A 20502-nucleotide genomic window follows, 5' to 3' on the forward strand; every position below is an offset into this window, starting at 1 on the left:
TCAGTCCTGCTCGGGGCTGAGGCGCAGCGCGATCGAGTTGATGCAGTAGCGCTGGTCCGTGGGCGTCGGATACCCCTCACCCTCGAACACGTGCCCGAGGTGCGAGCCGCAGCGTGCGCAGCGCACCTCGGTCCGCACCATGCCGTGCGAGCGGTCCTCGATCAGCTCGACCGCGTCGGTGTCCTTGGGGTCGAAGAAGGACGGCCAGCCGCAGTGCGACTCGAACTTGGTGTCCGAGGTGAACAGGTCCGCTCCACAGGCACGGCAGGAGTAGACGCCCCGGGTCTTGGTGTCGGTGTACTCACCGGTGAAGGCGGGCTCCGTGGCCGCCTGGCGCAGCACCGCGTACTCGCCCGGGCTCAGCTCCACGCGCCACTGCTCGTCCGGCTTCTCGACGTCGTACGGCATGAGCCTCCAGCCCCTCAGTTCGACAGACGGTCCAGGATGAGCGGGCCGAGGTCGGTGACGTCGCCCGCTCCCATCGTGAGAACGAGATCCCCCGGCTTCGCCATTCCCGCGACGACCGACGGGGCGTCCGCCTTGTCGTGCACCGGCGTCACGTCCGCACCCGCCGCCCGGGCCGCCTCGATGATCAGCTCGCTGGTCACACCGGGGATCGGGTCCTCACGGGCCGGGTAGATGTCCAGCACGACGGAGGCGTCCGCGAGGGCGAGGGACTGGCCCATCTCCTTGCCGAGCTCCTGGGTCCGCGAGAACAGGTGCGGCTGGAAGACGACCAGGATCCGGGCGTCGCCGGCCGCCGCGCGCATGGCCTCCAGATCGGCGGTCATCTCGGTGGGGTGGTGGGCGTAGGAGTCGATGACCTGGACGCCCGCGGCCTCGCCCTTCAGCTGGAGCCGCCGCTTCACACCCGTGTAGGCGGCGATCGCCGGGGCCAGCTCGGCCGCCGGGACGCCGAGGGCCGCGCCGGCCGCCAGTGCGGCGACCGCGTTGTGCGCGTAGTGCCGGCCGGGGACGGAGACCGCGAAGGTCAGCTCCGCGCCCTCCAGCACCACGGTGACCTCGCTGCGCAGCCCCTGCGGTACGACCGACAGGATGCGCACGTCGGCGTCCTCGGACTCGCCGTAGGTCACCACGCGCACGCCGCGCCCGGCGACCCGGCGCGTCAGTTCCCGCGCACCCTCGTGATCGGCCGCGATCACCAGCGTGCCGCCCTCGGTGATCCGGTCCACGAACGTCTCGAACGACGCGTAGATCTCATCCATCGACGCGTAGTTGGCGTGGTGGTCGAGCTCGACGTTGAGGACGATCGCGACCTCGGGGGCGTACTTGTGGAAGCTGCGGTCCGACTCGTCCGCCTCGGCGACGAAGATCTCGCCCTCGCCGTGCAGCGCGTTGGAGCCGGGCGCGTCCAGGTCCCCGCCGATCGCGTAGGAGGGCTTCAGGCCCAGCTCGCTCAGCGACACGGCCAGCATCGACGTCGTGGTCGTCTTGCCGTGCGTCCCGGCGACGGCGATCGGCCGCAGCCCGTCCATCAGGGCGGCGAGCGCGTCGGACCGGTGCACGACGGGGACGCCCAGCTCGGCCGCGCGGGCCAGCTCGGGGTTGTCCTGCCGGATCGCCGACGACACGACCACACAGCTCGCGTCGTCGGCGAGGTGCTCCGCGGCGTGCCCGATGTGCACGGTCGCGCCCAGCGCGCGCAGCGCCTCGGCCGTCGCCGACTCCTTGGCGTCACTGCCCGCCACGACGGCCCCGCGCTGCGCGAGGATCTTCGCGATCCCCGACATCCCGGCGCCACCGATCCCGATGAAGTGCGGTCGGTCCATGGCGGGAGGAAGGCCGGCTGCCATGCGTGTCTCCAAGTTCGGGTGACGGGGGTTAGCGGGGCCAAGCCTATGCGTGCGCAGGGCCGACACGCCCATCAGGGGCGCGGGGAGCCGCGCGAACGGCCACGAACGCCCCGCACCCGGCAAAACCCCGCGATCCGCCCCTACGCCTTGCTGTGCGAGAACAGCTTCAGCACCGGCACCCCCACCTTGTGCCGGGCCCGGGAAGCCCAGTCCCGGTGGAAGAACTCCTCCACGTAGTGGGGGTCGGTCAGCACGATGACCTCGTCCGCCCCGACCTCCTCCACCAGCGACTTCAGCGCGTCGAGCGGATGGTCCTCGATCAGCCGCCCCCGCGCCCCGCTGCCCGAGGCGCGCAACGCCGTGAGGGACACCTCCAGGGCCCGCTGCCCGACGCTCAGCGCTTCCTCCCCCTCGGGGGTCTCCCCCTCGCGGACGGCCTCGTCGAGCTCGCCGAGCGCCACGTCGTCGATGGCCCGCAGCAGGCGGTCCGCCTGCTCTCCGCGCGGCTGCAACAGCACCTCGAAGGAGACCTGCTCCTCGCCGTGCAGGGTGGTGACGAACTCCACGTCGGCCGACGTGAGCGCCTTCTCGATCATCAATACGCTTGTGAACACCAGGCGCCCCTTCTGCTCCGGGGGCCCATGGCCCCGCTTCGCCGCAGGCCGGCCGTGCCGGACCCTGCGGAAACCATCCTGCCCCGTCTTCGCACGGTTACTGCCGGATCCAGTGTGCCCTCCGAAAATCAAACAGAACGGCATATTCCACCGATTAACGGACTCATGGCGGGGCGCCCCGTTCCCGGACGTACCGGCCTTCCGCGCTCCCCGCCGCCGCCACCTTGTACCCGGAGCCCGGCGTTTCAGTACGCGCTCAGGTCCGCCCGTACCGGGTGAACAGGAAGCCGTCCTCCTCCAGCATCGACACCAGCCCGAAGCGGTGCGGGACCGTGACCGCCGGCCCCCCGGCGATGCGCTGCGCGTCGCCCGCCGTGAGCATCGGGGAGACGGTCAGGCACAGCTCGTCCAGCACACCGGCCGCGACCAGCTGCCCGAGCAGCCGCGGACCGCCCTCGGTGAGCAGCCGGGTGTGGCCGAGGTCGGCGAGGGCGCGGACGGCGCGGGCGGGGTCCACGCCGATGCCGTCCCCCGCGGTCAGGACCCGGGCGCCCGCCTTCTCGGCGGCCGCGACGCGGTCCGGGGCGGCCGCGGCGCCCGTGAGGATCAGGGTGGGGACCAGGGGCGAGGTGAACAGCGGGAGCGAGAAGTCCAGGTCGAGACTGGCGGTGACCACCGCGATCGCGGGTGCGGGCCCCTGGCCGGCCGCCGCCCGCATCGCCGCGAAGTCCTCCCGCGCGCGTGCGGGCCGGTAGCCCTCCTGCCGTACCGTCTCCGCGCCGACGACCACGACGTCGGCCAGCGCCCGCAGCGTGCCGAAGATCCGCATGTCGGCCGCGCTGGAGATGGGTTGCGAACGGCCGTCGTGCTGCGCGGCCCCGTCCAGGGTGGACACCATGTTGGCGCGCAGCCAGGCGACCGGTCCCCCGGGCCCCGGCTCGGGATAGGCGTACGCGGCGGCCAGCTCGTCCAGGCTCCACTCCCGCCCGGCGCCCTCACCGGACGCGCCGCCCGGCGCCGGAGCTGCTGTTTCATCGGTCACAGGGAACAGACGTCGCATGCCGTGCAGTGTTCCACGCGCCGTAGCATGGTGAACCGTGTCTTCTCCCCTGGCCCCCTCCGGAAGCGGCCCCATAACCGACCCGGCCCCGCTGTCGCTGTGCGCCCGTGAGCCGCGGGTGCCCGCGGACCGGCTGGTCGCCGAGATGGTGCCGCCGCCGCGGTTCGACTCCGTCCGCTTCAGCACGTACATCCCCGACCCGAACCAGCCCAGCCAGACGGAGGCCGTCCGGGTCCTGGAGACCTTCGCGGCGGGCCTGGACTCGGGAGGGTCCCCGGGCTCCGGCAGGCGGCGGCTGTTCGGTTTCGGCAAGGCGGCGAGGAAGGCCCCCGCCGGCCCGCGCGGCGTCTACCTCGACGGCGGCTACGGCGTCGGCAAGACCCACCTGCTGGCCTCCCTGTGGCACGCCACCCCTGCCGAGCCCGCGCTCAAGGCGTTCGGCACGTTCGTGGAGCTGACCAACCTGGTCGGCGCCCTCGGCTTCCAGCAGACCGTCCAGACCCTGTCCGGCCACCGCCTGCTGTGCATCGACGAGTTCGAACTCGACGACCCGGGCGACACCGTGCTGGTGTCCACCCTGCTCGGCAAGCTCGTCGACGCGGGTGTGGCGCTGGCGGCCACCTCGAACACACTGCCCGGCAAGCTCGGCGAGGGCCGGTTCGCAGCGGCCGACTTCCTGCGGGAGATCCAGGGCCTGTCGGCCCACTTCCGCGCCCTTCGCATCGACGGCGAGGACTACCGCCACCGCGGTCTGCCCGAGGCTCCGCCGCCGTACTCCGACGAACAGGTGACCCGCGCGGCGCACGCCACCGAGGGCGCCTCCCTCGACGCGTTCTCGCCCCTCCTGGAACACCTGGCCCGCGTCCACCCCAGCCGGTACGGCGCCCTGACCGACGGGATCAAGGCCGTGTGCCTCACCGGCGTGCACCCGGTTCCCGACCAGTCGACTGCCCTCAGGCTGGTCGTCCTCGCGGACCGGCTCTACGACCGCGAGGTGCCGGTGCTCGCCTCGGGCCTGCCCTTCGACCGGCTGTTCAGCGAGGAGATGCTCAACGGCGGCTACCGCAAGAAGTACTTCCGGGCCATCTCCCGGCTCACCGCTCTGGCCCGCGACGCGGGGACACTGGCAGACCCCCGGTGAACGGCCCCTGATACCGCGTCAACAGCCCGACAGAAAGAGCTTGTTCAAGCCACCCCACCTGCGGTTTTCAGGCTCTCTTCAGCTTGAAACGTTAAGTTAACCCTGCAAACGACTTTGCAGGGTTAACGTGTTTCTTGACCGGCCGTTGACCAACTGTTGGCCCGCACTAGACGTGCGAAGCACCGGGAGGGGGGCGCATGCACCGAGGTACGACGGCACGGACCGTGGTTTCGATCCTCGCCGCCGTCCTGCTCGCCCTCCAGTTCTTCGCACCGACGGCATCCTTCGCATCCGCGCATACGCACAGTCAATCCGAGGCCAAGGCTCAGCCCGGAACAAAGCCCTCCGGCAAGTCCTCCCGCCCCGGGCCCACCTCCCCGGGAAAGGCTCTGCGCGACGAGACGGCCACCTGCCGCGCCGGACACCACGGGGACCCGACCGGTCCCCTGCGGACCCGCGACCGGTCCCACACCGCGGACCTCACGCCCCCGGGCCCGGAGCGGCCGCTGCAACGGCACATCAGGCCGACGGCGCCCGAACCGGTCAGACCCGGCGCCGCGCACGACCACACGTCGAGATCCTCGACGTCGCACACTCCGGCGGCACTTCAGGTCTTCCGCTGCTGATCGGCAGAGCAGTTCCCCCCACCCCATGCCATGCCCGTCCGACGCGCCCCCACTGCGCGCCAGGAGGAGTCACCACATCATGCAACCCCTCATCGACAACGCCCGCATCTTCGGACAGCGCCCTGAGGAGTTCGCCGACCTCGCCGAGGGCCAGTCCCCCGACGTCCTGTTCATCACCTGCTCCGACTCCAGGGTCGTACCGGCCCTGATCACGGGCGCCCGTCCCGGCGAGCTCTTCGAGCTGCGCACCGCGGGCAACGTCGTCCCCCCGCACGCCATCGAGCACCCCACCTCGGAGGCGGCCACGATCGAGTACGCCGTGGAGGTCCTCGGCGTCAAGGAGATCGTCGTCTGCGGCCACTCGCACTGCGGCGCCGTGGGCGCGGTCGTGCGCGGCGACGACCTCTCCGGCGTCCCCGCCGTGCGCGACTGGCTCGCACGCGCCTGCGACCAGCCCAAGTGCGCGGACCCGGCCGACAAGACGGTCGCCGAGGCCGTGCAGAACCACGTCCTGACCCAGGTGGAGCAGCTGCGCGCGTACCCCTGCGTGGAGAGCCGCCTGACGGACGGCCGGCTCCGGCTGCACGCCTGGTTCTACGAAGTACACACCGGCACCGTGCGCGAACACCGCGCGGACACCGACTCCTTCGAGAAGTTGTGAGGGCGACCATGACCAAGTTTCCCCACCTGAAACAGGACTTCCTCGCCTCGATCGTCGTCTTCCTGGTCGCGGTCCCGCTGTGCGTCGGCGTGGCGGTCGCCTCCGGCGTTCCCGCGGAGCTGGGCCTGATCACCGGCATCGTCGGCGGGATCGTCACCGGGCTGATGCGCGGCAGCAGCCTCCAGGTGTCCGGCCCCGCCGCCGGCCTCACCGTGCTGGTCTTCGAGGCCGTCAGCCAGTTCGGGGTGGCCACCCTCGGCGTGATCGTGCTGCTCGCCGGCTTGCTCCAGCTCGCCATGGGCTTCCTGGGGATCGGCCGCTGGTTCCGGGCGATATCCGTCTCCGTCGTCGAGGGCATGCTCTGCGGCATCGGACTGGTGATCATCGCCGGGCAGGTGTACGCGGCGGCAGGCCTGAAGGCACCGGAGTCCGGACTCGGCAAGATCGCCGGCCTGCCTGGGATGTTCGCCGACGCGCTCGGCAGCACCGAGGCCATGACCTCCCTCGCGATCGGCGCGGGCACCATCGCCGTCATCGTGCTCTGGACGAAGATGCCGAAGGCGGTCCGGACCGTGCCCGGCGCCCTCGCAGCGGTCGTCCTGGCCACGGTCGCCACGCTCGCCTTCGGCCTGCCGGTCGCCACCGTCCAGGTGGAGGGCCTGCTCGGCGTCGTCCAGCCGCCCGGCGCCGAGGCCTTCGGTGAACTGGCGAACCCGGCCATCTGGGGCACCATCATCGCGTTCGCGCTGATCGCCTCCGCGGAGAGCCTGTTCAGTGCGGCCGCCGTGGACCGGCTGCACAACGGTCCGCGCACCGAGTACAACAAGGAGATGATCGCCCAGGGAGCGGGCAACACCCTGTGCGGTCTGCTGGGCGCGCTGCCGATGACCGCCGTCATCGTGCGCAGCTCCGCCAACGTGAACGCGGGCGCCAAGACCAAGGCCTCCCGGGTGCTGCACGGTGTGTGGCTGCTGCTGTTCGCCGCCGCGATGCCGTGGGCCCTGGCGCTGATCCCGATCCCCGCCCTCGCCGGCATCCTCGTGCACGCCGGCTGGAAGCTGATCCCGTTCCGCCAGCTCACGGCGCTGTGGGGGGCGCACAAGGGTGAGGCGCTCATCCTGATCGTCACCGCCGTGTCGATCGTCGCGGTGAACATGTTCGAGGGTGTGCTCATCGGTCTGGCCCTGTCGGTCGTCAAGACCGCGTGGGAGGCCTCGCACATCAAGCTCGACATCATCGACAAGGGCGCCGGCCCGATCCAGGCGTACCTGTCCGGCAACGCCACCTTCCTGCGGCTGCCGAAGATCCTCGACAGCCTGGAGGGCCTGCCGCAGGACCGCCCGGTCGAGCTGGACCTCTCGGGCCTGCACCACCTCGACCACGCCTGCCGCACGGCCCTGGAGAACTGGGCCGCACGCCACAGTGCGACGGGCACGGAGCCGGTGAAGGTCACCGAGCCCGAGGAGACCCCGGTGGAGCAGGTCGGCGTCGCCTGACCTGCGGGACGACTCACCCGGCCTGGTCCGGGGCGCGCCGGCTGCGCGCCCCGGACCACGTGTGTCCGCCCCCGTTCCGGCCCGATCACCGGACATGGCCCCACACACCGGTTCGGGCATATCGTTACAGGAGCGGACGGATTGGGACCTCTGAACGGGAGGTCGACATGGTCGAAGAGCTGGTCGGCGTGGTGGCCGCGGTCGGGGCCGGTGCGCTGGTGTACATGGCCGCGGCGGCCCGGGTCGTCAAGCAGTACGAGCGCGGGGTCGTCTTCCGGCTCGGGCGCCTGCACGGGGACGTGCGGCGGCCCGGGTTCAACCTCGTGATCCCCGCGGTGGACCGGATGCGCAAGGTCAACCTGCAGATCGTGACCATGCCCATCCCCGCCCAGGAGGGCATCACCCGTGACAACGTGACCGTGCGGGTCGACGCCGTCGTGTACTTCAAGGTGGTGGACCCGTCGGCCGCGGTCGTCAACGTCGAGGACTACCGCTTCGCCGTCTCGCAGATGGCGCAGACCTCGCTGCGTTCGATCATCGGCAAGAGCGAGCTGGACGACCTCCTCTCCAACCGCGAGAAGCTGAACCAGGGCCTGGAGCTGATGATCGACAGTCCGGCCGTGGAATGGGGCGTGACGATCGACCGCGTGGAGATCAAGGACGTCTCCCTGCCGGACACCATGAAGCGCTCCATGGCACGGCAGGCGGAGGCCGACCGGGAGCGGCGGGCCCGGCTGATCAACGCCGACGCCGAGTACCAGGCCTCCAAGAAGCTGGCCCAGGCCGCCCACCAGATGGCCGACACGCCCTCGGCACTCCAGCTCCGGCTGCTGCAGACCGTCATGGCGGTGGCGGCGGAGAAGAACTCCACGCTCGTCCTGCCGATTCCGGTGGAACTGCTGCGGTTCCTGGAGCGGGGCGCGCAGCCCGCGGAGAGCGCGGGACAGCCGCGGACCGCGGCACAGGCGGCGGACGCGGTACAGGCTGCGGACGCGGCACAGGCGGCCGAGGCGGGGCCCGCGGACCGCGCGGAGATCGAGGAGCGCACTGCCGACCTCACGGAGCAACGCGCCGTCGACCTCACGGAGCAGGCCGGGGAGGCCATGGAGCGGCTGCGGCGCGCGGTCGAGCAGTGACGCGCGCTACGCGCGTGGTTCCCGCGGCCCGCACCAGGTGATAGACACAGCGGGATCACAGTTCCTGTCCGCCAGCAGGAAGGTTTCCCCATGACCGAATCCGGTCGCTTCACCACCCGACGCCGGATGCTCGCCGGAACCGGCGCCCTGGGTGTCGGAATCGCGTTCTCCGGCGCCCTCTCCGAACTCTTCGCCGGCACCGCCGCCGCGCAGGGCCTCGGCCACACCGGCTACGGCCCGCTCGTCCCCGACCCGAAGGGCGTTCTCGACCTGCCGGAGGGATTCCGCTACCGGATCCTCTCCCGCGAGGGCGACGAACTGCGCTCCGGCGAGGGCAAGGTCCCCTCCAACCACGACGGCATGTCCGCCTTCGGCGGCAGAGGCGGCCGGGTCCACCTGGTCCGCAACCACGAGAACCGCGTGAGCGGCAAGGTCCCGGTCCCGACCGTCGAGGGCCTCACCTACGACCCGGCCGGCAAGGGCGGCTGCACGGCCCTGACGCTCGACTCCCGCAACCGGGTGCAGTCGGAGCGCGTCGCGATCGCCGGTACGGCCGTGAACTGCGCGGGCGGACCCACTCCTTGGGACACCTGGCTGACCTGCGAGGAGACCGAGGACAAGGCCGGCACCAACGGCTACACCAAGGACCACGGTTTCATCTTCGAGGTCGACCCGGCCGATCCGCACCGCACCGGGGCCGTGCCGCTGACCGCGATGGGCCGCTTCGCGCACGAGGCGATCGCCGTCGATCCCCGGCGGGGCGTGGTGTACGAGACCGAGGACGCCTTCGAGAAGCCCTTCGGCCTCTTCTACCGCTTCCTGCCGAACCGGCCGCTGGGCGGCAGGGGTTCGCTGCGCGCGGGCGGCCGGCTCCAGGCCATGCGCGTGCCCGGCGTGCCGGACCTGTCCTCCATTCAGGACGTCGGCGCCGAGTTCGACCACATCGAGTGGGTGGACGTACCGGACCCCCAGGCCGCGCAGACCCCGATCCGGTTCCAGGACTTCGGCCGCGGGGGCATCACGCACGCACAGAAGCTGGAGGGCTGCTACTGGGGCGGCCGTTCGGTGTACTTCGTGTCCTCCTTCGCACGCCGGTCCGACGGTTCGGCCGCCGACCACTTCGGGCAGGTCTGGCGCTACGACCCGGAGCGCCGCCGTCTCACCCTGGTGATCGTCTTCGGCCCGGACACCGATGTGCAGCTGCCGGGCGAGTCGCCGGACAACATCTGTCTGGCTCCCAGCGGCGGCCTCATGGTCTGCGAGGACGGCAACGGCGCCCAGCACGTCTTCGGTGTCACCCGGCGGGGCGAGGTCTACGCCATGGCCCGCAACCGGCAGAACATCGGTACCGAGCAGGAGCCCGAGTGGGGCGAGTTCGCCGGGGTGACCTTCTCCCCGGACGGCGACACGATGTATGTCAACTGCTACACGCCCGGCACCACGTTCGCGGTGACGGGCCCCTGGCGCCGCTGACCGGCACCCCGACCGGGCGCCGGGTGCGAAACCCGGCGCCCCGCCGGACGATCGAGGCACCAGACCGCGAAGGGAGCCCGGTGACACACAAGAACAGCTCCTCGTTGCGGGAGCGGCTGCGTCTGCCCCCGGGCCGTCCGGTCGACCTGAGCCGGTACGACGCCGCCGCCACTCCGGGCGGACCGCACGGCAAGGCGAAGGGCAAGGCGGCCACGGGCCGGATCGGCGAGCGGCTGGCCGTCCTCCAGGAACGGCTGTGGGCGGCGAGCACCGGGGGTGACCGGCGCCGCGTGCTGCTGGTTCTGCAGGGCATGGACACCAGTGGGAAGGGCGGCACGGTCAAGCACGTCATCGGCCTGCTCAACCCGTCCGGCTGCCGGATCACCGCGTTCAAGGCACCCACCGCCGAGGAGCGCGCGCACCCGTTCCTGTGGCGCGTGGAGCAGGCGCTGCCGATCCGCGGCGAACTCGGCATCTTCGACCGCTCTCACTACGAGGACGTCCTGGTCGCCCGTGTCCGGGAACTCGCGCCCGCGCCCGAGATCGCCCGGCGCTACGAGCAGATCAAACGCTTCGAACGGTCCCTCACCGACGACGGTGTGACCCTGGTCAAGTGCTTCCTGCACCTCTCCTACGACGAGCAGCGCCGTCGGCTGCTCAAACGCCTCGACAAGCCGGAGAAGCACTGGAAGTTCGCCGCTTCCGACGTCGACGACCGCGCCCTGTGGCCCGCGTTCCAGGAGGCGTACGAGATCGCCCTGGAGCGCTGCGGCACCTCGAACGCGCCCTGGTACCTGATCCCGGCGGACCACAAGTGGTACCGCAACTGGGCGGTCAGCACCCTGCTCCTGGAGCACTTGGAGGAGCTGGACCCGCGGTATCCGCAGGCGGACTTCGACGTCGCCGAGTGCCGGAGACGGCTGCTGGAGCAGCCCTGACCCGACGGGTTCAGGCGGCGAGCAGGGCGTCGATCTGGCCGACGGCCTCCTTCAGGCCCTCTTCCATGCCCATGGCGACCATCTGCTCCATCTGCTCCCGGGAGTCGAACAGGGAGCGCATCTCCATCCGGGTGCCGCCGCCGTGTTCGCTGAGCCGCACCGTCACGGACATGGTCGGCATGTCGTCCTTGGGCTTGCCGTCGTCGTCGGCGAAGCCGTCGGTGAACTCCAGGGCCGTCGGCGCGCTGACCGAGGTGACGCGCCACGAGCCGCGGTGCCGGTCGCCCTCGGGGCCGGTCATGACATACGTGACCTCTCCGCCGGGGGTGAGGTCGTGCTGCTCCACGGTCGCCGGGTAGGTCGGCGGGCCCCACCAGCGCTCCAGCTGCCGGGGGTCGGCCCACAGCCGCCACACCCGCTCGACCGGGGCGGCGAAGTCGGCGATCAGGGTGAGGGTGAGGGCGTCGAGGTCCTTGTCGACGCTGGTGACACTCATCGCTCGGGTCCTTCCGTCGGGTCGTTCGCTTCGGGTTCGGGGTCCTCGGCGAGCAGCCGGGCCATCCGGTCCACCCGCCCGCGCCACGCCGATTCGAGATCGTCCAGGGCCTGGCGTGCGCGGCCCACCGCATCGGGGTCGGTGCGCACGAGCTGCTCCCGTCCGCTGCGCTGCTTGGTGACCAGACCCGCCCGCTCCAGCACCGCCACGTGCTTCTGCACCGCGGCGAAGCTCATCGGGTAGGCCTCGGCCAGCCGGGAGACCGACAGCTCCCCGCGCACGCAGCGGCGCACTATGTCCCGCCGCGTGGTGTCGGCCAGGGCGTGGAACAGCCGGTCGACCGTCTCCTCACTCCACTCATATACAACCATTTGGTTGTATGTTAGCCCGGCCCGCCTCCGCTGTAAAGCGAAGCGCCCGACAGTGAAGCGGACAGACCGGGGTACTCGGCGACCCATGAGCGAGAAGCAGCAGGTCAGCAGCTCGTACTGGCTAGAGACGGCACCGGACGGCCGCCATCCGGCGCTGACGGAGGACCTGGACGTCGACGTGGCGGTGATCGGCGCCGGGATCGCCGGGCTGAGCACGGCGTGGGAGCTGACGCGGGCCGGGCGGAGCGTGGCCGTGCTGGAGGCCGGGCGGGTCGCGGCCGGCGTCACCGGACACACCACCGCCAAGGTCACCGCCCTGCACACGCTCGTCTACGACAAACTGCGACGCACCCGCGGCCCCGAGGGCGCCCGGCTGTACGCGCGTTCCCAGTCGGAGGCGATCGGGCACGCGGCCCGGATCGCGGAGGAACTGGGCGTCGACTGCGAGTGGGAGACGAGGAGCGCATACACCTACGCGCGCGACCCGGGCCGCGTGGCCGAACTGCGCGCCGAGGCGGAGGCCGCGGCCGACGCCGGGCTGCCCGCCTCGTTCGTGACGGAGACCGGGCTGCCCTTCCCGGTGGCGGGTGCCGTCGAGGTGACCGGGCAGGCCCAGTTCCACCCGCGCAAGTACCTGCTGGCACTCGCCGCCGACCTGGCCGGGCGCGGCGGGCGGATCTTCGAGGACACCACCGTCCTCGGCCTGGACGAGGGCGAGCCGTGCCGACTGTCCACCGCGACCGGGGCGACGGTCCGCGCCCGGGACGTCGTCGTCGCGACGCACTACCCGATCTTCGACCGTGCCCTGCTGTTCGCCCGCCTCTCCACGCGCCGCGAGCTGGTCGTCGCCGGGACGATTCCGGCGGAACGGGATCCGGGCGGCATGTTCATCACGCCCGACGAGGACACCCGCTCGGTGCGCACCGCGCCCCACGAGGACGGGCGGCGGCTGCTCATCGTCACCGGTGAGCACTTCACCCCGGGCACGGACGACCCGCGGGCCCGCTTCGAACGCCTCACTGCCTGGGCCACCGGCCACTTCCCGGACCTGGAGGTCACCCACCGGTGGGCGACCCAGGACACCGAACCCACGGACACGGTGCCGATGGTGGGCCCCCTGCACCCGGGCGCCCGGCACACGTACGTGGCCACCGGCTTCGGCGGCTGGGGCATGACCGGGGGCATCATGGCCGGCCGGCTGCTGAGCGCGCAGATCCTGGGCGAGGAGTGCGAGTGGAGCGGGCTGTACGATCCGCGCCGGGTCAAGCCCGCGCTGCGTGAGGCGCCGGCGTTCCTCAAGACGCAGGCCAAGGTCGCCGGGCATTTCGTCGGGGACCGGCTGCGGCCCTCGCCGCCGGTGGAGTCCCTGCCGTCCGGCGAAGGTGCCGTGGTCCGCGCCGACGGACACCGCCTCGCGGTGTACCGCGACGACGACGGCGGGCTGCACGCCGTCTCCGCCCGCTGCACCCACCTGGGCTGCCTGGTCGACTTCAACGCCGCCGAGCGCGCCTGGGAGTGCCCCTGCCACGGCTCCCGGTTCGACACGGACGGCAAGGTGATCCAGGGCCCGGCGACCAAGCCGCTGGAACAGCGGGACCTCTGACCGCCCGCCCCGGACCTACGCTGGACGTATGAGTGAGGACGACTACTGCCTGATCGACGCGACCAGGCCGCCCCTGGCGGAGGGGCCGCCGTACGCGGAGTGTGTCCTGTGCCGGGAACCCACGGAGTACCCCGAGTCGTACAAGGGCATCACGCTCTGCCCCGTCTGCGAGTGGCAGGAAGCGCAGCGCACGGCCTGTTCGGGGTGACCTCCGGGAGGCCGCACCGGCCACGGCAGGTACCTCGGCCGTGACCACGTCCGCCGCGGCCGGGGGCGGCAGCGTCGGCTGAGCCCGGCGGCGTCGCGCAGGCACGGGGGCAGGCGCATGCGGTCAGCCTGCACGATCTTCCGGCTGGCACACTGGGGCTCGTGAGCGAGAACCCGACGCCCGAGAGCGAAAGCGGCAGCCCCTTCCGGTCCGAGCCCTCGGCGCGCGACGAGGCACCGCAGTTCGTGCTGCCGCTGGTGGTGCGGATCGAGCGGGGGGACCCGCCGGCGCGCACCGACGCGCTGGAGACGGCCGCGCGGGCCGTGCTGACGATCCTGGCCGACGAGCGGTCGGCCGGTGAGGGCGAGTGGGCCGCGGCGATGCGGGACTGGCAGGACGCCAGGATCCGCAAGGTGGTGCGGCGGGCGCGCGGCGCGGAGTGGCGGCGGGCCGAGGCGCTGCCCGGCATCACGGTCACCGGCAAGTCGGCCGAGGTACGGGTCTTCCCGCCCGTCCCGCTGGACGGCTGGCCCAAGGACCTGGCCCGGCTTCAGGTCTCCGGCACCGACCTCGACGACCCGGAGTCGCCGGCGGACGCCGACCCGTCGGCCCCGATGCTGTGGCTCAACCCGGACCTCGGCATGTCGGCCGGCAAGGCGATGGCGCAGGCGGGCCACGCCGCCCAACTGGCCTGGTGGGAGCTGTCCGACGGGGAGCGGACCGCGTGGCGCGACGCGGGCTTCCCGCTCGCCGTGCGGACGGCCCGGACGGACCACTGGTCCGAACTGACCGGCCTCGGGCTGCCGTTGGTCCGCGACGCGGGGTTCACGGAGATCGCGCCAGGCTCGTGCACCGTGGTCGCCGACCACCCGGCGCTGCGCCGGGGACCGCACGGGTCCGGCCGCGCGACGTCCACTCGTTCGGAGTAGCCGCAGGCGCGCCCGTCCCGGACGAGTGCTCCAGTGGGGTTACCAGCCGACGCCCCCTGGAGGCAGCCATGACCAGCGCCGCGCCCCCTCCCCCCGCCCCGCCCGCCCCCGGCGACCGGACGCCCGGCGGCTCCGGTCCGGACGGCTCCGGCGACCCGTGGGCGGCCGGGGGGCTCGCTCTCGGCGGCATCCTGATGGTCGTCTACGGCCTCTTCGCGGTGCTCCAGGGCATCGCGGCGATCGCCGGCGACGAGGTGTACACGAGTTTCGGCCAGTACTCCTTCGAGTTCGACCTGACCGCGTGGGGCTGGATCCACGTGATCGTCGGTGTGCTCGTGGTGGCGGCCGGACTCGGCCTGTTCGCCGGGGCCACCTGGGCGCGGGTCGTGAGCGCGGTCGTGGTCGGCCTGACCCTCATCGCGAATTTCCTGTGGCTGCCGTACCAGCCCTTCTGGTCGATCATCATGATCGTGACCGGTCTGTTCGTCCTCTGGTCCCTGTTCAACTACCGCTCCTCCCGCCCGGTGTAGAGCTCCGGTCAGGACGGCGGCGGGCGCCGATCGCGCTCCGCGACCACCGCGTGCATCCGCCGTGTCAGCGCGGTGGCCGCCGCCGTGAGGAAGACGAACGTGTAGACGATCTGGACGACGGTCACCAGGCGGGCCTCCTGCCCGCTCGGGGTGATGTCGCCGTAGCCGACGGTCGCGAGCGTGACGACGGTGAAGTACAGCGCGTCGACGCGGGTGCGCAGGCCGGTGAACTGCCCCGGTTGCTGCGCCAGGGCGTAATACCCGGACGAGAACACCAGGACGGCCAGGCACATCAGCAGCGAGATCATGATGCCCGACCGGGCCTGTGGTTTCTCCAGAACGATGTCGCGCACATGGCGCAGCAGCAGCGCGGCGACGAGTGCCAGACACAGCACGAACAGTGGCCAGCCCAGCCAGGGACGGTCGGCCCCCAGCCCCTCCAGGGGCAGCAGGAAGTAGGCCGTGCCGCAGGCCAGGAGCAGGGCCCCGGCCCCGATCCGCAACCGGTGGACGGCACTCGCCGCGGACTTCGCCTCCCGGTCCCGCCCGGGGCTGTGGGGCTGCTCGCTGCCTTCGGGCATAGGTCCGGTGTACGACGTATCGGGGCGGTACGCGACCCTTGCGCCTCCGTCGGTGGGGACGGCTTGCCGGGTCCCCGAACCTCAAATGTTGCTCTGAAGGCGTCCTGGCGCGGTTGGGGAATGAACGGCTGGGCCATACCCCCCTCACGTTCGAGGAACGGGCCGGGCGGAGGAGGGGACGATGGAGCGACTGGGAACGGGCATCGGATGGCGACCGGAGATCGCGGACGCCGTGGAGCGGATGCCGGGGATCGACTGGGTCGAAGCGGTGGCCGAGAACGTCTGCCCCGGGCACCTTCCCGACTCCCTGCAGCGGCTGCGCGAGCGTGGCGTGACCGTGGTGCCGCACGGTGTCTCGCTCGGCCTCGGCGGCGCGGACCGGCCCGACGCCGGACGGCTGACCGCGCTGGCCGAGCGCGCCGAGGCGCTGGGCTCCCCGCTGGTCACCGAGCACATCGCGTTCGTACGGGCGGGTGGGTCGCTGACGGCCTCCCCGCACCTGGAAGCAGGCCATCTGCTGCCGGTCCCCCGGACCCGGGACGCCCTGGACGTCCTGTGCGAGAACGTGCGCATCGCGCAGGACTCGCTTCCGGTGCCGCTGGCCGTGGAGAACATCGCCGCGCTGATCTGCTGGCCGGGCGAGGAGATGACGGAGGGCCAGTTCCTCTACGAACTCGCCGACCGTACGGGCGTCCGCCTCCTCGTCGACGTGGCGAACCTGCACACCAACCACGTCAACCGCGGCGAGGACCCGTCCAAGGCCCTCGCCGAACTGCCCCTGGAGGCCATCGCCTACGTCCATGTCGCCGGCGGTTTCGAACGTGACGGCGTCTGGCACGACAGCCACGCCCACCCGGTCCCCCGGCCGGTCCTGGACGTCCTGACGGACCTCGCCTCCCGCGTCAGCCCGCCGGGTGTCCTGCTGGAACGGGACGAGAACTTCCCGGAACCGGCGGAGCTGGAAGGCGAGTTGACCGCGATCCGCCGGGCGCTGGAGGCAGGGGCGGTCGAACGTGTGAAGACGGAACTCCGCTCGGCCGCCGGCGCGGTGCGGGCGGAGCAGGAGACCGGGGCGGCCGGGGCGACACGGGGCGCCTCCGGCCCGCCCCCACCAGAGGGGGCCGGCGCCGCCCGGCAGCGGCTCGGGCTCGCGCAGGCCGCGCTGCTGTCGGCGCTGGTCGCCGGGACGCCCGTGCCCGAGGGGTTCGACCGGGTCCGGCTCGGTGTGCAGGCCCGGGCGCTCGCCGCGAAGCGGGCGGACGTGGTGGCGAAGGTCGCCCCCGAACTGCCGGTCATCCTCGGGGACGGGTACCGCACGGCGTTCCTCGGCTACGCCCAGACCCACCCGATGACCGCCGGATACCGGCGGGACGCCCTCACCTTCGCCGGGTATCTGCTGGCCGCCGGGCGCCCGGGGGACACGCGGGCGCGGCGGGAGCTGCGGGAGTGGTGGAGGGAGCGGTCGGGCCCGGCGCCCCTCTCCCGCCGGCCCGCCCGCCGGCTCGCCCGCGCCACGCGCAGGGTGCTGTCACGGCGTTGACGGGGACGAGGGGCCCGAACCGGCCGGCCCTGACGGCGCGGATCCCGAGCTCCCGACGACGCGGACCCGGGCCGCCGACGACGCGGGCCCGAGCTGCCGACCACGCGGGTCCGAACTGCCGACCACGCGGGCCCGGGCTGCCGAGGTGCGGGCCCGGGCCGGGCCCCGCACCGTCCTCGTCTCACCCCCGCGGGGTTCCGGGAGGAGGCCCCCCGGCCGTCGAACCGGTCTTCTGCCGCACCGCGTCGCCCGCAGGGGCGTCGCCGCGGCCGTAGTGGTGCGTGGTGAACATGTACAGCAGGCCGGTGCCCAGCACCACCGCGCCGCAGAGCAGCACGATCCAGTTCTCCCACCAGGGCTTCTCCGGGGTGCGGGCCCAGCAGATGTTGACGATGGCGAAGATGCCGTAGACCAGCGCGGCGATGTTCACGGCGAGGCCCCAACGGCCCAGGGTGAACTCCCCCGCCGGACGCCAGCCCTTGAGCCGGGCGCGCAGTGCGGCAAGGACCACCATCTGGAACGAGCCGTAGATGCCCAGGATCGCGAACGAGACGATGTTGGTGAGGGCGTCCTCGGAGAGCAGCGACGCGAAGGCGATGAGCAGCGGCACCGCCGCGGACACGAACAGCGCCCAGCTCGGCACCGCACGGGCGTGCACGAACCTCCGCAGCATCCGGTGTCCGACGATCATCTCGTCCCGGGCGTAGGAGTAGATGAGCCGCCCGGCCGCGGCCTGGAGACTGATCGTGCAGGACAGGAAGGAGATCAGCACCACGGCCATCACCAGCCGGGCCCCGGTCTCGCCCATGGCGTCGTACAGCACGTCCACCACCGGGTCGGCCACCTCGCCCGAGATGATGGCGTTGAAGTCCGTGACCGACAGCAGCAGTGACATACAGGTGAACGTGGCCGCGGCACCCCCGATGTAGATGGTGCGCCGCATCGCGCGGGGGATGACGCGCCCCGGGTGGGCGACCTCCTCCGCGGTGTCCCCGCACGCCTCGAAGCCGTAGTACTGGTAGAAGCCGATGATGGCGGCCGCCAGGAAGGCCGGCAGGTAGGAGCCGTTCTCCTCGATTCCGTAGGTGTCGAAGATGATGCCGACGTTGTGGTGCCGGTGAGTGGACAGCAGGTAGATACCGACGACGAGGGCGCCGATGAGCTCGCCGCCGAAACCGATGATGGCCGCCGCCGACAGCGCCTTGGTGCCCATGTAGTTGATGAGGATGGCGACGACGATGAGCACCGCGGTGCACAGCACGGTGGTGTGCACGGTGGCGTCGAAGCCGAAGAGGATGGCGATGTAGGGGCCGGCGCCGTAGGCGACCGAGGTGATGGTCACCAGCAGCGCCCACATGTACACCCAGCCGGTCATCCACGCCCAGCGCTTGCCCCACAGCCGCCGCGCCCAGGGGTAGACGCCGCCCGCGATCGGGTACTGGGCGACGATCTCCCCGAAGATCAGCGCCACGAGGAACTGGCCGCAGCCGGCCAGCACGAACGCCCAGATCATCGGCGGCCCGCCGTCGACGATCGCGATGCCGAAGAGGGTGTAGGTGCTCACCACCGGGGAGAGGTAGGTGAAGCCGAGGGCGAAGTTGGCCCAGGGGCCCATGTCCTTGCGGAACTCGGATCCCGGCTCACCGCCGGGGACGCCGGAGGCCGCCGCGGGAGGCTGGGTACCGGTCACCGCTGCACCTTCCGTCCTTCGGTGATCAGATCGGCGGCCCGTTCCGCGACGAGCAGCACGGTCACCATCGGGTTGATGGTGGGCATCGTCGGGAACACCGACGCGTCGACGATCCGCACGCCCTCGACGCCGAGCAGTCTCAACTCGGGGTCGCAGACGGCCGCGGGGTCGTCCGCGGCGCCCATCCGGCAGGTGCCGGCCGGGTGGTACACGGTGTGGGCCGCACGGCGGCCGTACTCCGACAGGTCGGCGTCGGAGACGACGTCCGGACCGGGGGCGACCTCGCGGACGAGCCAGTCGCGCAGCGGATCGGTCGCGGCGACCTCGCGTGCCACCTTCAGTCCGTCCACGATGGTGCGCTCGTCATGGCCCTCGGGGTCGGTGAAGTACCGGAAGTCCAAGGCGGGATGCTCGGCGGGGTTCCTGCTGCGCAGCCACATGCGGCCGGTGGAGCGGGCCCGCGGCACGTTCGGTGTCATGCACACCCCGTGCCGCGGCACGGGGTAGCCCAGCCGCTCGGTGTTGACGGTGAACGGCACCTGGTAGAAGTGGAACATCAGGTCGGGACGCGGCTGGCCACGGTCGCGGCGCAGGAACAGACCGGCGTCGGAATCCATGGCGGAGTTGGGCGGCAGCGGTCCCGCGGTCTCCCAGACGATCACGGACTCGGGGTGGTCGAGCAGGTTCTCCCCGACACCGGGGAGGTCGGCCCGGACCTCGATGCCCAGGGCGCGCAGGTCGTCGGCCGGTCCGATGCCGGAGAGCATCAGCAGCCGCGGCGTGTCGATGGCACCCGCGCAAAGCAGCAGTTCACGCTCGGCACGCACGGTGGCGGGTTCGCCGTCGGCACCCCGGACGGCGACCCGGGTGAGCCGGCCCGACGCGTCGGGGATCAGCCGGTGGGCCCAGGTCTCCAGCAGGAGCGTGAGGTTGGGCCGGTCCAGCACCGGGTGGAGGTAGGCGACGGACGCGGAGGAGCGCAGGTTGCCCTCCGGCTGGTAGGCCAGCGAGAAGAAGCCGGTGCCGTCGGCGAAGGGTTCGGCGTTGAAGTCGTCGACGACGGGGACGCCGAGGGCGCGGGAGGCGGCGGTGACGAAGTCCTCGGCGATGGCATTGCGGTCGGCCTCGGCCACGGGAACGATCCGGGTGAGCAGCCGGTCGCGGTAGGGCAGGATCGTCGCCGGGTCCCAGCCGGAGCAGCCCTGGCGGACCCAGTCGTCGAGGTCCTGCGGCAGCGGCAGAAAGCTGATCAGCGTGTTGTGCGAGGAGCAGCCGCCGAGCACCCGGGCCCGGGAGTGCAGGATGTGCGAGTTGCCGCGCGGCTGTTCGACGGTGGTGTAGCCGTAGTCGAACTCCGAGCCGAGCAGGTTGATCCAGTTGCGCAGGCGCAGGATGCGCTCGTCGCCGACGTCACTGGGGCCGCCCTCGATGACGCAGACGCGGCAGTCGGGGTCCTCGCTCAGCCGGGCGGCGAGCACGCAACCGGCGGTGCCGCCGCCGACGATGACGTAGTCGTAGGCGGACTCGGCGCCGTGCGCGGGAGTGGTGGCCATGCGCTGCTCTGCTTTCTTTCTCGTTCGGTGGGCCACGGGCTG

Annotated in this window: 20 protein-coding genes; 11 read left to right on the forward strand and 9 right to left on the reverse strand. The window is 72.0% G+C overall.

Annotation, left to right across the window (positions count from 1 at the left end):
• The 4 genes from msrB to ACIQU3_RS32030 all read right to left on the reverse strand — a co-directional run bounded on the left by msrB (position 1) and on the right by ACIQU3_RS32030 (position 3488).
• Positions 1-408, reverse strand: coding sequence for a peptide-methionine (R)-S-oxide reductase MsrB (gene msrB / locus ACIQU3_RS32015; protein ID WP_403741187.1), 408 nt, complete (start codon positions 406-408; stop codon positions 1-3).
• 14 nt (positions 409-422) lie between these two features.
• Complete coding sequence (gene murC / locus ACIQU3_RS32020; protein WP_403741190.1) at positions 423-1814, reverse strand: UDP-N-acetylmuramate--L-alanine ligase; 1392 nt, start codon at positions 1812-1814, stop codon at positions 423-425.
• Between the two features lie 140 nt (positions 1815-1954).
• Positions 1955-2428, reverse strand: coding sequence for an indole-3-glycerol phosphate synthase (locus tag ACIQU3_RS32025; protein ID WP_403741193.1), 474 nt, complete (start codon positions 2426-2428; stop codon positions 1955-1957).
• 256 nt (positions 2429-2684) lie between these two features.
• Entirely contained in the window at positions 2685-3488 is an 804-nt protein-coding gene (locus ACIQU3_RS32030; protein ID WP_403741196.1) for a pyrimidine reductase family protein, read from the reverse strand.
• Between the two features lie 37 nt (positions 3489-3525).
• Here ACIQU3_RS32030 and zapE point away from each other — a divergent pair, with 37 nt between their 5' ends.
• The 6 genes from zapE (at position 3526) to ACIQU3_RS32060 (ending at position 10959) form a co-directional block, all read left to right on the forward strand.
• A complete protein-coding gene (zapE, locus tag ACIQU3_RS32035) occupies positions 3526-4629 on the forward strand; it encodes a cell division protein ZapE (RefSeq protein WP_403741198.1) in 1104 nt (367 codons plus the stop codon).
• Positions 4630-5334: 705 nt separating this feature from the next.
• Positions 5335-5916, forward strand: coding sequence for a carbonic anhydrase (locus ACIQU3_RS32040; protein WP_403741200.1), 582 nt, complete (start codon positions 5335-5337; stop codon positions 5914-5916).
• A gap of 8 nt (positions 5917-5924) precedes the next feature.
• A complete protein-coding gene (locus tag ACIQU3_RS32045) occupies positions 5925-7412 on the forward strand; it encodes a SulP family inorganic anion transporter (protein WP_403741202.1) in 1488 nt (495 codons plus the stop codon).
• Between the two features lie 167 nt (positions 7413-7579).
• Positions 7580-8548 carry a slipin family protein gene (locus ACIQU3_RS32050; protein ID WP_403741205.1) on the forward strand — a complete coding sequence of 323 codons (969 nt, stop codon included), beginning with the start codon at positions 7580-7582 and terminating at the stop codon, positions 8546-8548.
• A 90-nt stretch (positions 8549-8638) separates the two neighbouring features.
• Positions 8639-10021: a PhoX family protein gene (locus tag ACIQU3_RS32055; RefSeq protein ID WP_403741208.1), complete on the forward strand. Its 1383-nt coding sequence runs from the start codon at positions 8639-8641 to the stop codon at positions 10019-10021.
• 80 nt (positions 10022-10101) lie between these two features.
• Positions 10102-10959, forward strand: coding sequence for a PPK2 family polyphosphate kinase (locus tag ACIQU3_RS32060; protein ID WP_403741215.1), 858 nt, complete (start codon positions 10102-10104; stop codon positions 10957-10959).
• A gap of 10 nt (positions 10960-10969) precedes the next feature.
• On the opposite strand, the gene ACIQU3_RS32065 is transcribed toward ACIQU3_RS32060, so the two are convergent.
• The gene (locus tag ACIQU3_RS32065; protein ID WP_403741218.1) at positions 10970-11455 is read right to left on the reverse strand and encodes an SRPBCC domain-containing protein; all 486 of its coding nucleotides are present in this window, start codon (positions 11453-11455) and stop codon (positions 10970-10972) included.
• Positions 11452-11826 carry an ArsR/SmtB family transcription factor gene (locus ACIQU3_RS32070; protein ID WP_403929092.1) on the reverse strand — a complete coding sequence of 125 codons (375 nt, stop codon included), beginning with the start codon at positions 11824-11826 and terminating at the stop codon, positions 11452-11454. Before ACIQU3_RS32070 ends, ACIQU3_RS32065 begins: the two co-directional genes overlap by 4 nt.
• An 85-nt stretch (positions 11827-11911) precedes the next feature.
• Here ACIQU3_RS32070 and ACIQU3_RS32075 point away from each other — a divergent pair, with 85 nt between their 5' ends.
• The 4 genes from ACIQU3_RS32075 to ACIQU3_RS32090 all read left to right on the forward strand — a co-directional run bounded on the left by ACIQU3_RS32075 (position 11912) and on the right by ACIQU3_RS32090 (position 15096).
• Positions 11912-13429, forward strand: coding sequence for an FAD-dependent oxidoreductase (locus tag ACIQU3_RS32075; RefSeq protein ID WP_403929095.1), 1518 nt, complete (start codon positions 11912-11914; stop codon positions 13427-13429).
• A 28-nt stretch (positions 13430-13457) separates the two neighbouring features.
• Positions 13458-13637, forward strand: a complete 180-nt coding sequence (locus ACIQU3_RS32080; RefSeq protein ID WP_366714424.1) for a hypothetical protein — start codon at positions 13458-13460, stop codon at positions 13635-13637.
• A gap of 161 nt (positions 13638-13798) precedes the next feature.
• Positions 13799-14566 (forward strand): peptidyl-tRNA hydrolase, encoded by a 768-nt coding sequence (locus ACIQU3_RS32085; protein WP_403741229.1) that lies wholly within the window; start codon positions 13799-13801, stop codon positions 14564-14566.
• Positions 14567-14634: 68 nt separating this feature from the next.
• Positions 14635-15096 carry a hypothetical protein gene (locus tag ACIQU3_RS32090; protein ID WP_403741233.1) on the forward strand — a complete coding sequence of 154 codons (462 nt, stop codon included), beginning with the start codon at positions 14635-14637 and terminating at the stop codon, positions 15094-15096.
• Between the two features lie 8 nt (positions 15097-15104).
• Here ACIQU3_RS32090 and ACIQU3_RS32095 read toward each other — a convergent pair whose 3' ends face one another.
• A complete protein-coding gene (locus ACIQU3_RS32095; RefSeq protein ID WP_403741238.1) occupies positions 15105-15677 on the reverse strand; it encodes a potassium channel family protein in 573 nt (190 codons plus the stop codon).
• A gap of 181 nt (positions 15678-15858) precedes the next feature.
• On the opposite strand from ACIQU3_RS32095, the gene ACIQU3_RS32100 reads away from it, so the two are divergent.
• Complete coding sequence (locus ACIQU3_RS32100; protein ID WP_403741241.1) at positions 15859-17217, forward strand: DUF692 domain-containing protein; 1359 nt, start codon at positions 15859-15861, stop codon at positions 17215-17217.
• A 181-nt stretch (positions 17218-17398) separates the two neighbouring features.
• On the opposite strand, the gene ACIQU3_RS32105 is transcribed toward ACIQU3_RS32100, so the two are convergent.
• Together ACIQU3_RS32105 and ACIQU3_RS32110 are read right to left on the reverse strand one after the other, a co-directional pair.
• On the reverse strand, positions 17399-18907 hold the full coding sequence (locus ACIQU3_RS32105; protein ID WP_403741244.1) for an APC family permease: 1509 nt from the start codon (positions 18905-18907) through the stop codon (positions 17399-17401).
• Entirely contained in the window at positions 18904-20460 is a 1557-nt protein-coding gene (locus ACIQU3_RS32110; RefSeq protein ID WP_403741247.1) for a GMC family oxidoreductase, read from the reverse strand. The genes ACIQU3_RS32105 and ACIQU3_RS32110 overlap by 4 nt, the downstream gene beginning before the upstream one ends.
• Positions 20461-20502: the final 42 nt, after the last annotated feature.

The organism is Streptomyces sp. NPDC101110 (genome assembly GCF_044759525.1).
Taxonomy (GTDB): Bacteria; Actinomycetota; Actinomycetes; order Streptomycetales; family Streptomycetaceae; genus Streptomyces.